At 51.9% G+C, this 12,100-nt stretch carries 7 protein-coding genes and 1 pseudogene; 5 read left to right on the forward strand and 3 right to left on the reverse strand.

Annotated features, from left to right (window positions below; translation table 11 throughout):
- Positions 1-91 precede the first annotated feature (91 nt).
- From C12CBH8_RS00320 to C12CBH8_RS00335, 4 genes are all read left to right on the forward strand, one after another.
- The gene (locus tag C12CBH8_RS00320) at positions 92-3,520 is read left to right on the forward strand and encodes a DUF7601 domain-containing protein (RefSeq protein ID WP_215533328.1); all 3,429 of its coding nucleotides are present in this window, start codon (positions 92-94) and stop codon (positions 3,518-3,520) included.
- A 114-nt stretch (positions 3,521-3,634) separates the two neighbouring features.
- Entirely contained in the window at positions 3,635-5,200 is a 1,566-nt protein-coding gene (locus C12CBH8_RS00325; RefSeq protein WP_215533329.1) for a SpaH/EbpB family LPXTG-anchored major pilin, read from the forward strand.
- Positions 5,201-5,239: 39 nt separating this feature from the next.
- Complete coding sequence (locus tag C12CBH8_RS00330; protein WP_215533330.1) at positions 5,240-6,136, forward strand: class C sortase; 897 nt, start codon at positions 5,240-5,242, stop codon at positions 6,134-6,136.
- A gap of 3 nt (positions 6,137-6,139) precedes the next feature.
- On the forward strand, positions 6,140-6,877 hold the full coding sequence (locus tag C12CBH8_RS00335) for a class C sortase (RefSeq protein ID WP_215533331.1): 738 nt from the start codon (positions 6,140-6,142) through the stop codon (positions 6,875-6,877).
- 665 nt (positions 6,878-7,542) lie between these two features.
- Here C12CBH8_RS00335 and C12CBH8_RS12015 read toward each other — a convergent pair.
- Positions 7,543-8,052 (reverse strand): annotated as a pseudogene (locus C12CBH8_RS12015) (collagen-like domain-containing protein); the annotation flags it as partial.
- A gap of 442 nt (positions 8,053-8,494) precedes the next feature.
- Here C12CBH8_RS12015 and C12CBH8_RS00345 point away from each other — a divergent pair.
- Positions 8,495-9,877 carry a glycine--tRNA ligase gene (locus C12CBH8_RS00345; RefSeq protein ID WP_090263836.1) on the forward strand — a complete coding sequence of 461 codons (1,383 nt, stop codon included), beginning with the start codon at positions 8,495-8,497 and terminating at the stop codon, positions 9,875-9,877.
- Positions 9,878-9,954: 77 nt separating this feature from the next.
- Here C12CBH8_RS00345 and C12CBH8_RS00350 read toward each other — a convergent pair whose 3' ends face one another.
- Positions 9,955-10,491, reverse strand: coding sequence for an RNA 2'-phosphotransferase (locus C12CBH8_RS00350; RefSeq protein WP_090263838.1), 537 nt, complete (start codon positions 10,489-10,491; stop codon positions 9,955-9,957).
- 81 nt (positions 10,492-10,572) lie between these two features.
- A complete protein-coding gene (locus C12CBH8_RS00355) occupies positions 10,573-12,096 on the reverse strand; it encodes a cadherin-like beta sandwich domain-containing protein (protein ID WP_215533333.1) in 1,524 nt (507 codons plus the stop codon).
- Positions 12,097-12,100: the final 4 nt, after the last annotated feature.

Consider the following 12,100-nt stretch of genomic DNA (forward strand, 5'->3'; position numbering starts at 1 on the left):
ACATACTCTTTCAAATAGGAAGCGTTTGCTGGCTATTTTAATGGCTTTTGTTTTGATTCTAGGCTGTTACTTTGCAGAAAGCCTGGTTGCCATGGCAGTACAGAACAATAGTCTTGTGCCGCGGGCAGCAGATCCCAGCAGCATGACCAATTGGGAGACGAGCTTAGGACAAGATGTACCGGATACTTCATCCGCCGGCCGGATCTGGACCGATAAGACGGTAAGCGACAATGACGTTGTCCTTCGGAGCGAAGACGGATGGGAGACGTTGAAGGTAGAGCGCAGCAGTGATGAGAATTTTTTAGTAAGCCTTTCAGCCATCAGTTCCAATAAAAGCATTGTGGGACAGGATACCATCCCGATAGACGTTATGCTGGTTCTGGATGTATCGGGCAGTATGGACGACGCTGGAGCGGTTTCTGATTTGGTGACAGCTACCAATAAGGCGATTCAAAAGCTGCTGGAGTTAAATGTGAATAACCGTGTAGGCGTAGTACTGTTTTCCGATGTAGGCGATGGAGAAGATTATTCTAATACCGTCTTGTTGCCGTTAGACCGGTATACCTCCAGAAGAGGAGGTACCTATGTTGAAAAGACAAATGGCGGCTGGCTTAGTTCCCCATCCATTCGCGTTGCGGATGGGGTCACCAACGAACAGGGCGAAAATATCGAGGGAAAGAGATATGTCGTAGGCGCTACTTATATCCAGAGCGGCCTATATCAGGCATGGAACCAATTTGAAAGTGTATCAGACACCACGGTAGAGGGTATAAAAAGAATTCCTGTCATGGTGTTGATGGGGGACGGTGCTCCTACCAGAGGAACCAATCGTTATTCGAATGTAGATAATGAAAACGGAAATGAGGGAAATGGGAGGAGTACGAGTAACGAACTAGGTTTTTATACCCAGTTGACAGCAGCTTATGTCCGGGCGCAGATGAGAATCAAATACGACCGTGAGCCTCTGTTTTATACGTTAGGGCTTGGGATAAACGGCTTGTCAGGGGATCAGAAACGGGTTGCCCAGTGGGTACTGAACCCGGAGTCGACGCCCGAACCCGGTAGTTGGAATCAAACGGTGGGAAACTGGTGGGAACGGTTTCTGACTTTGGAGCCGGAAGAAAATTTATCTGAAGGTTGGAACTATCGGAATTATCCCGATGTGGTCCGGCAGGATGATGGGATCCAGGAAAGCGACAAAGTATACGCCGACCAATATTTTGAAGCCACAAATAATTCGGGGCTGGAGAACGCCTTTGAACAAATCGTACAGGAAATTATCCTGCAGTCCCAGTATTACCCCACCGATGTCGACACCGACGGCGCCAATTTCTCCGGATATCTTACGTTTAAAGACGAGATCGGCGAATACATGGAGGTCAAACATGTCAACGGCCTGGTATATGCCAACCAGCTGCATACAGGACAGGTATTTGCCAAAGCTTTCCGGGATGGATTCCATCCGGAAGATGGCGGCGATAACTTGATGTTTTTACGGTCGGTCATGGAGCGCCTGAACATCACGGCTGAACAGGCGGAGGCCTTGATTGACAATGCCATAGAGCAAAAACAGATTTACTATCACAGTGATGATGATTTTGGAAATGTTGTGATGTGGTATGGAAAAGGAGATACCACCAATCAACAGTATGTAGGGCCGTACAGAGAGGGACAAGACCCCCCGTCTGAAGCGCAGTATCTCAACTACTCCTATTCCTATTACGGCAGTTCTGGTGAACAGACGGCTACAGGTGCCGACATGATGTACATCAGCGCCCGGGTGGAGATGGAATTGGCAACCGGGAAACAGACCGTATTGCTAAAAGTGCCGTCATCGCTGGTGCCGATGGTAAGATACAAGGTCACAATTGACGGCAAAGATCTGGAAGCGGCTACGAAGGCGACCACAGAGAGAAAAGAAGCCTATCCCATGCGCTTTTTCTACGAGGCCGGCCTGAAGGATGTGACATCAGATAACGTCCAATTTGCGGTAAAGGACGATTATAAGTACTACGACCCCGATACAGATACTTACACATTTTATACCAACGCCTGGTCCGAGCAGAATGGGCAAAAGGAAGCCAATACCGTTGTGACCTTTGAGCCATCCCAGGAAAATGAATTTTATTGCTTCCCGAAAGACACCAAGATCTACGATCAGGATGGGAACCTCTGTACCAACTGGAGAGTACAGCCCATAAACGGTTATTATTTCAAGCAGACATTTACAACCGGGGAAGATGAACCCATTAAAAGGGAGTATGCAGAAATCCAGACAGGGGCTCTGCGGTATGCGCAATGGAATGAACAAGAGGGATACTGGTATATCCCCATGGGGACGCCGAGATATGCCCAGCTTGACTACGTCATGGAGAAAGAACAAAACGCTACAGACACAGCATCTTACTCCATCCACCCCTATGTTGTAGGAGAGGACGGCAAGACATGGGTTAAGGTTTACCTGGGAAATAACGGCCGCATTCAATTGCAGCAGACTTATGGGGATTTACAGATCGAAAAGATTGTGACCGGGAATCACGGGGAGACCGATCGGGAATTTGAATTTGATCTGACCCTGACAAATCCCGATGATACGCCGTTCACCCCTCTCCCCACTGCATCTTATACTTACACGAAGACAGAGATAGAGTCAGACGGATCACAGACTGGAACAATAGAAATCAGCCAGGAGGGAACCGTGACCTTTGACGGCCAGCCGCTTACTTTAAAAGGCGGAGAACAGATGGTCATCCACGGGCTGCCCACAGGGACGAAGTATGTGGTTCAAGAACGCGATCCCAACCTTTCAGGGGAAGGCTATGAGACTTCCGTAACGATAGATGGCGGTGAACCCATCGCAGGCAGAAAAAGCAGTGGCGTCATCGCTCCACCTGGCACAGGAGGAACGGTTCGTACACAAATCATGATCTTTACCAACCATTGGGAAGTTCCCGATGTGCCATTTTTCTTCACAAAGGTGGATGGAAAAGATCATAGCTTCCCCTTGGAAGGCGCAGAATTTAAGATTTTCCGTTTGACATGCCCTGAACAAGAGGGCACACATACCCATACCGGGTTGGACCAAGAGGGACTTCTGGATGCAGAACATCCTGGAGACTGTTGGCAATTGGTGAAAACCGTTTCGTCCGATGCCGGGGGGCTGGTGGATTTCGGGGATCTGACGGAAGGGGCCTATCGCTTGATTGAAACCAAAGCTCCCGACGGCTATACTCTCCCCAAAGGACAATGGGATGTCCGCATCGACCCCAGCAAGACATCCCTCATAGAATGGGCCGTTATCCAGGGGGTGGCCAATCCCCCGGCCGTCGAGCAGGTATATGCTCCGGACGGCGTTACGGTAACGGGTTACAAATTCCTCAACAACAAACCCATTGATCCCCCGGTCACCGGCGGAAGAGGGACAAATCAATTTCTCCTCCTCGGTAGCCTAACTATGGCTCTTGGAATAGGCGGCATATTCTGCGCGAGAAAGGGGGCCAAACGATACCGGCGCCTCTAAAAAAATCCCCTATCAAACATGCCGCCAAGGTTGACCAAGGTTCTGCCAAGCGGTGCGCGACCGTTTGGCAGAATCGACCTCCTCAAAATACTAGTTCAGAAAGGAAAGAAAAACATGAAAACAACGAAAATCCTCCATCAAATCATGGCATGCTGCCTGGTACTGGCAGTCGTATTGTCCATGGGATTGACCGGTTTTGCTATTAATCCCGACCAAACGGGGAGCATCACCGTCAATGGCGTCAACGAGAATACCACCGTTTCAGCTTATCAGATCATCACCGTCGACGTAGACCAGGCATCCGGACAGCCCAAGTCCCCCATGTACTACTGGGTGGATGAAGTGGCCGACTGGCTCAAAACCCAGGATACTTACAAAGCTTACATCAACGAGGCGGATAATTCTGTAACAGAGGTCTTTAAAGAAGGCACGGCCGAACAGTTCAAATCTTTCTGGCACGATCTGGCCGCCGCCATTAAAGCGGGAACCGTTGATCTGACCTCCACCGACCAAAAAGCGGAAGCCGGCCAAGATTCGGTTACTCTTACAGGGATGCCCATGGGCCAGTACCTGCTGACTGCCAACGGCGGCGTGAAGATCTACCAGCCCACTACTGCTAAACTGATCCCGACCTGGAATGAAACCGAATGGGTTCTGAACAACGAGTCCGTTACCATGAAGGGTGAGGCTCCCACCATCGACAAAGACGTAGCCGGCAGCGATAGCTCTGTGGCCATCGGCGACATTGTTACATATCAGGTGAGAGCGGACATTCCTTCCTATCCTGAGGACGCAACCGCCAAACGTTTTGTAGTCGGCGATAAGATTTCCTCTGGCCTGACCTATAATCGCGATGTCAAGGTATCTTATGACAAAGCGGGAGAAGAGCAGGTTAGTGAAGATGCTTACAAGGTGACAGCTCCTTCTGGTGACAGGACCTTTGAGATTGAATTTAACGTTGACGAACTCAACACAGCCAAAAAAGAGATTTATGTCACCTATACCGCTACTGTCAACGAAAATGCCTTTGAAGCAGATGATCTGGGCAATGACGCTTTCCTGGGCTACAACAACGACCCCTACGATCAGGATTCCTACAAGCCGGATGGTTCCACAACGGAGGAAGATGTTTACACCTATGGTATCGATGTCACCAAGACCAATAAGGACGGTTCTTCTGCCCTGAACGGTGCGGAATTCAAACTGTACTCCGATCTGGAATGCAAACAGGAAGTCTCCCTGATTTCCACCGGTGTTGCCGGCGTATACCGCCATACGAAGAGCGGAGAGTCTGCCGCAGACGTGCTGGCCGTGGATGGCAACGGTAACCTCAAGCTGCAAGGTTTGGATCTGGGGACCTACTACCTGAAGGAAACCAAGGCTCCCGACGGATACAATCTCCCGAAGAATGCTGTAACCACCATCGTCATCAGCGATGACGATCCTGACGGCGTTCTGGACGACAGTTCTGCAAAGGGCAACAACGTACTCGAAGAGTCCGTAGAAGCAGAGAAGAACGTTCTGTCCTTCAAGATCTGGAATACCAACGATTCCGGATTTGAACTGCCCACTACCGGCGGCATGGGCACCGTGCTCTTTACCGTGGTAGGTCTGGCTCTGATGGGCGGTGCTATTGTACTGATTGTGCTGACCTCCAAGAAGAAAAAAGCTCATAACTGATTTGAGCCAATCAAATGAACAATAACGGGTTTTATTTGCATGAATCATCAGAAAACGAAAAAGCGAAAAAGTAACCCGTGGGTGATCCTGACGTCCGTGTTTGTCTTTCTAGCGGGCGTCGGGATTTTCCTTTACCCCACGGTGAGCAACTGGATGGCCGAACACAACCAATCCGAGATCATCCACAGTTACCAGGATAAAGTATCTGAATTCAGCGGGCAGCAGTTGGCCGAGGAATGGGAAAAGGCCGTGGTTTACAATGAGAACCTGACAGGCGATCCCGTACACGACCCCTTTGTCATGGGGAGCGGATATGTGATTCCTGAAAATTATGAGGAAACCCTCAATCTAAACGGCGACGGCGTGATGTGCTATTTGGAGATCCCGAAGATCGGCGTCAATCTGCCGGTTTACCACGGGGCCAGCGAGGAAGTGCTGGAAAAGGGCGCCGGACATCTGGAAGCCACCACCCTCCCCATCGGCGGACAGGGACGGCATTCGGTGATCAGCGCCCACCGGGGTCTGCCCAGCGCGGAACTCTTTACTAGGCTGGATGAGATGGAAGCAGGCGATGTTTTTTATATTCATGTCCTGGATCAGACACTTGCCTATGAAGTGGATCAGATCGAAACCATTCTCCCGGAGGAACTGGAAAAATTGGCGGCTGAGGATGGCAAAGATCTCGTTACATTGTTGACCTGTACGCCCTATGCAGTCAATACCCACCGCCTTCTGGTACGGGGAAGCCGTACCGAATATGTGCAGCCGGACGAGGAGGCCATGCAGGACAGTGTGGAAAAGCCCTTGTTCGAGGGGGTGGACGTGTGGTATTATTATCTCGGAATCGCCATTGGATTGGCGGTATTGGGCGTGGGGATCACAGCGATTGTGATTGTCCGCAAGCGCCGCAAAAAGCGCATGGGGAAGGAGCCGTAATCCGTGAAAAGGCAAGGGAAAAAGAGCAGGCGGGGGCTGGTGATCTATACGGTTGCAGCGATCCTGTTTCTCGCCGGACTGGCGGTCATCCTCTACCCCAGTATCGGTGCGATGCAGTACCGCGCCCAGGTGGACGATCAGAAGGACCGGTTTGAACAGCAGGTTGCAGCAGAGGCCCAGACGGTGGAAACGGAGTCCACCCTGCCGTTTGAAGAGCTGTACCAGGAGCTGAAACACCGCAATGAACTGCTTTTTGAGGACAATCAGAAGGAATTGAGCGATCCCTTCTCCTATGAACAGCCGGGCATCGATTTGCAGGAATTTGGTCTAGAGGGCAATGTCATTGGATTTTTGAGTGTCCCTAAGATGGACATCGAACTTCCGATCCTGTTGGGGGCCAATAAACTCAATATGAGGGAGGGTGCGACCCATCTCACAGGGACGTCTTATCCCATCGGAGGGGAAAATACCAATTGCGTCCTGGCCGCCCATCGGGCCTATCCCAAAGCCCCCATGTTTCGGGATATCGAGAAGCTGGAGATGGGGGATGAAGTTATAGTCCGGAACTTCCGGGAAACCCTGACGTATCGGGTGGTGGAGAAACGCATTGTCTCCCCCGCCGATGGGAATCTGCTGTTCATCCAAGAGGGGCGGGATTTGGTGACGCTTGTCACCTGTCACCCTTATGGAAGCGATAAACAGCGGTATGTGGTTTTCTGTGAAAGGGATGCCGGGGGTTAAGATCCTCCGGGCTCATGAGACGGTTGATTTCAAAGGGAAAGTCTAAAATAAGAAAAAACAACAGGAAGATTTGTATCTTCCTGTTGTTTTGCAGTATAAGGATTTACAGTGGACTTTAAATCAGCAAATCAGCATCACGGATCCAGCTTGATGACGCTCATGGTACAGTTGGCGTAACCGTTGATGACAGCGTCCAAATTGGCGGGAAGGGTCCGTACAATGGTAATGGCCAGATCCAAGACGTCTCCAGACGCCAAGGGGACGATGGCTGTACCGGACAGACGCCCATCGTAGGAAAGTGTGGTGGTACTGTCCACCGCCATGGTGCGGGAACCGCGCGTAACGGCTAACATTGTACCATTTTGCCGGACTCCAACGGCAGCCGTACACGGTTGACTTGTGTTGAGCAGGACGTTATAAGAAATCTCATAATCTCCAGCAACACCGATGGTCAATGTGTTATTCCCGCTTGAGGTAGTGCCGCGTAAGGGCATGGCTGCATTGAGACGGACTTGAACCTCGGTATCGGCTGAGGGGAAAGAGACAAGCTGTGTACCGGCATTGTAAAGCCCGCCGTAGGATGTTATACCGCTGGTAGTGGTGCCGGTGGAACCGGTAGGACCAGTGGGTCCGGTAAGGCCCTGTGGGCCTTGTACGCCGGCAGCGCCTTGGATACCTTGGATGCCCTGAGGCCCTGTCGGACCAGTAGGCCCAATGGGACCCTGAGGCCCTTGAGGTCCCTGGGGCCCAACAGCGCCGGTAGCGCCGGCTGGCCCGGCAGGTCCTTGAATGCCCTGGGCACCGGTAGCTCCGGTGGGACCGGTCGGTCCGATGGGTCCTTGCGGGCCTTGTACTCCTTGTGAGCCTTCGGGACCAGGAGCGCCTTGTGGGCCGGTAGCGCCGGTAGGACCAGCAGGTCCTTGAATGCCCTGGGCACCGGTGGCTCCGGTGGGACCAGCTGGCCCGATGGGTCCTTGCGGGCCTTGTACCCCTTGTGAACCTTCGGGTCCAGGAGCGCCTTGTGGACCGGTAGCGCCGGTAGGCCCGGCAAATCCCTGGATGCCTTGAGGCCCCTGGGGACCTATGATTCCCTGAGGCCCAGTCGGTCCCATGAGACCTTGGTCTCCTTGAGGCCCCATTGGACCTTGAGGACCGGTGGGACCGGTCGGTCCCATTGTCCCCCCGGTTGGACAGGTCGGTCCAGGGGGCGGACAAGGGGCTGGACAGGAGGGCTGACAACAGCAGTCCTGATGATAAATATTCAAGAGAAAGACCTCCCAAAAAGTAGAAAATTGATACAGCGGCTCCGGATCAATCGAAGCGTTACCTGTGAGAGACAAGCTGGAACTTGTTGTAAAAGTACGCCGTCCATCTCTGAGAAATGGCTGCCTGCCGGATCAACAGTTCCTTGAGAGAGAACTTTGGGAATGGTGGGAAGGGTCCCAAAGGCCCCTTGTTTTATCCTATGTAAATTGTGTTCTTCTTGCTCCTGTTGAGAGGCAGTGACGCCATCCGGGGCAGGGAGGAGTGAATAAAGTGGTACAATTTGCCCGGACGCTTGACAATTGGGACGGGAGGCGGTACCATGATAGATGACTAAAATGCGGAGGGAACAATATGCTGCGTAATGACGAAAAAACAATGGAAAAAATCGTGGCGCTGTGCAAGGGTCGCGGGTTTGTATATCCCGGCTCTGAGATCTACGGCGGCCTGAGCAATACATGGGATTACGGCCCCTTGGGCGTGGAATTTAAAAACAATGTCAAAAGGGCCTGGCATCAAAAATTCGTGCAGGAATCCCCCTATAACGTAGGTTTGGATTCGGCTATCCTGATGAACCCGCAGGTATGGGTGGCGTCCGGCCATGTGGGCGGATTCTCCGACCCGCTGATGGACTGCCGCGACTGCAAAACACGCCATCGTGCCGATAAGCTCATTGAAGATACCGGCGTCAATCCGGCCGGCTGGAGCTTTGAGGAAATGTCCCAGTACATCAAGGATCATAACATCTGCTGTCCGGAATGCGGCAGCAACAATTTTACCGATATCCGCAAATTTAATCTGATGTTTAAGACCTTCCAGGGCGTCACCGAGGATGCGAAAAATGAGATTTATCTGCGTCCTGAAACCGCCCAGGGTATCTTTGTCAACTTCCAGAATATCCAGCGCACCACCCGCAAGAAACTTCCCTTTGGCGTGGCTCAGATCGGCAAATCCTTCCGCAACGAGATTACGCCCGGCAACTTCGTGTTTAGGACTCGGGAATTCGAACAGATGGAACTGGAGTTCTTCTGTAAGCCCGGCACCGATCTGGAATGGTTTGCCTACTGGAAGGAGTACTGCAAACAGTTCCTCCTGAGCCTTGGCATGAAGGAGGAAAATCTCCGTCTGCGCGACCACGAGCAGAAGGAGCTCTCCCATTATTCCAACGCCACCACCGACTTTGAATTCCTCTTCCCCTTCGGATGGGGTGAACTGTGGGGCATCGCAGACCGCACCAATTTTGACCTGACTCAGCATCAGAATCACTCTGGCAAGAGCATGGAATATTTTGACCAGGAGGCAAATGAACGGTACGTTCCCTATGTCATTGAGCCCTCTTTGGGAGCCGACCGTGTGGCGTTGGCTTTCCTGTGCGACGCTTATGATGAGGAAGTGGTGGATGCAGAAAAGAACGATGTGCGCACAGTATTGCGTCTGCATCCGGTTCTAGCTCCTTTTAAAGCCGCCGTACTGCCTCTTTCCAAAAAGCTGGGGGAAAAGGCGCAGGAGGTTTACCAGCTTCTGTGCAAGCATTTTATGGTGGACTACGACGATGCCGGTTCCATCGGCAAACGGTACCGCCGCCAGGATGAGATCGGTACCCCCTTCTGCCTGACCTATGATTTTGATAGCCTGGAGGACAACTGTGTCACCATCCGCCATCGGGATACCATGGCTCAGGAGCGCGTAGCTATCGATGAATTGATCTCCTGGATTGAGGATAAGCTGGCCTTTTAAAAGAGGTTAACCTTCGGTTCCTTTCCTGAAGATGAAAACCCCCGCCTATTTATTTGTAGGCGGGGGTTTGTTATACTTTAATCCTGTTTTTGCAGATAAGAGACAGGGACGTTCTTTGTGAGCCAGACGCCGTTGACCGAACGATAAAAGGAAAAGCCGGCGTTGTACATCTCACGGCTCGACACGCGATAGATCACTGGATTCCCATGTCGGCTCCCCACTTTATGGGCGGTATCGATATCGCCTGAAAGGTGTACGTAGAGCCGGGTTTTGGGGATCAGTCCATGCGTATCAATGGAACCCGTATACTTTTCCCCTGTACCATGCCAGAGAAATTCCGGCGGAACGGCCTCTTCCAGTTCCACGTCCACAGCGATGGAATGTCCCTGATTGGCCCGGATCAATGTATGGTCCTCGTTGAAAGAATACCGCTGTTTTTCATCGGTCCTTACGATTTCCTCCAAGGTGTCCCGGTCCAGTGGATGGGTTTTATTAACGCCTGCAATCAATTCATCCACGTTGGCCCAACCGTGCTCATCCAGCGTGATGCCGATGACTTGGGGTCTATGTCTTAAGATTAAGCTGATAAAACGGCTCGTCTTTGTTACGTTCATATGGGACAATCCTCCTCAACTAAGATGCTAAAACACCTGTGTCCGGTTATCGACACAGGTGTTTTTTTCGTCTATGAGTTTTTATGATTTTCTGTTGTTTCGCTTGAGATAGAGGACAAACACTGCAATGCCGATTCCGGCGCCGATTACGACCACAGCAATGGCCACGATAAGCTGTGTCGTCCCTGCCGGCGAGGAATTGGAATCCTCTTCTTGTTCTTCTTCCGCGGACTGGGCGAGACGGGTGGCGTCGATGTAGTAAAGGCTGTCCTCTTGATCCTCGCAGGAAACCGTGATGGTGATCCGTGAAGTAGATCCAGGGATGAGGATATTATTTTCAATCTGGATGGTGGCAGCGCTGTCCTCTGGGACGGCGGTGATGTGTAGGGACTCCGTTTCATAAGGAACCGTACAGGTAAAGATAGCCCCAGGTTCACTTTGTTCTTCAAAGGAAGGGAACAACTGGGCTTCCACAATGGACAGGGATTTCAGCCGGCTGGAATGAGGATCCTTACGTGTAACCGAAATGGTGTAGACCCGGGGATTGTAACCGTCTTTTGAGACCGTGACGGTAATGTCAGTGACGCCCTCCGAAGCCAGGCTCAGATCGCTGAGTTCCACAACAGCGTCTGGATCAGAGCATATGGCGTTGATATCCAGAGCCGTAGTTTCATAAGGGACTTGGCAATGGTAATCCATCACGTCGGGGGAGAAATCCGGGGAAAGTTGGACGTCCGGGATCTCCAATGAATCCAAAGCCGGGGCATCGGGCGGTGCCGCCCGGGTTGCTGCGATGGTGTAATGTCGTTTTTCCAATCCGCTGCCGGCTGCCGGGGTGACCGTTACAGTGACATTGGTGACCCCACTTGCCTTAAGCTTGTTGTTCTGGATCGAGATAGAAGCATCTGAATCGACGGGCACTGCTTTGATATCCAGCGACTCCACCTCGTAAGGGACGCTGCAGGAATAACTATCGGCTGGTTGATCCGGGTTAAAAGCCGGGGACAGGGTGGCGTTGGACACCGTCAGGGACTTCAGAAGGTTGGAAGATTCCTTTTCCGGTTCGGAAGGCTGTTCTGATGGGGTCGGCTGTTCTTCCGGAGGGTCTTCCTCTTGTGGAGACTGGGTAGAAACCGTCACCGAAGTGGTGCCCAGAAAAACAAGTTTACCGGTTGTTCCACTGCTGCCTTCGGCCCGAGTGACGATGATCTCTCCGGAGGCGGCGGGGGAATCCTTTACCTCAAGGGTTATGGTACCCAAAGTCAAGGAAGTTTGTCCCGAAGAACCGGGGGTGTCGTACCAGGATAAAAACTGGAGGCAGTCGCTTGTGGGAGCCGAGCTGCCGGACATATTATTACGATCGGCAAAAGTGTGACCCGCATAGTCAAATATATCCGACGGATATTTTACCGTAATGTCAGAGCCGCGCAAAGGCTCGCTGCTGGAATATCCCACTGTTACCGTTACCGTGTCCCCCGGCAAAAGCTGGGTGGACGAAACCGTCAATGTAGCGCTGCTTGCCGCCGATACCGGCAGCACGGGAAGTAATGCGAATAATAGGCAAAGAGCTATCGATAAACTCATAGCCCGGATAGATTTCTTCATAAGA

Source organism: Solibaculum mannosilyticum (assembly GCF_015140235.1).
Classification (GTDB): domain Bacteria; phylum Bacillota; class Clostridia; order Oscillospirales; family Acutalibacteraceae; genus Solibaculum; species Solibaculum mannosilyticum.

Coding starts and splice junctions, on each gene's coding strand:
- C12CBH8_RS00320 (WP_215533328.1), top strand. CDS start 92: ATGGCAGTACAGAACAATAGTCTTGTGCCGCGGGCAGCAGATCCCAGC.
- C12CBH8_RS00350 (WP_090263838.1), bottom strand. CDS start 10,491: ATGAACGTAACAAAGACGAGCCGTTTTATCAGCTTAATCTTAAGACAT.
- C12CBH8_RS00355 (WP_215533333.1), bottom strand. CDS start 12,096: ATGAAGAAATCTATCCGGGCTATGAGTTTATCGATAGCTCTTTGCCTA.
- C12CBH8_RS00325 (WP_215533329.1), top strand. CDS start 3,635: ATGAAAACAACGAAAATCCTCCATCAAATCATGGCATGCTGCCTGGTA.
- C12CBH8_RS00330 (WP_215533330.1), top strand. CDS start 5,240: ATGAATCATCAGAAAACGAAAAAGCGAAAAAGTAACCCGTGGGTGATC.
- C12CBH8_RS00345 (WP_090263836.1), top strand. CDS start 8,495: ATGCTGCGTAATGACGAAAAAACAATGGAAAAAATCGTGGCGCTGTGC.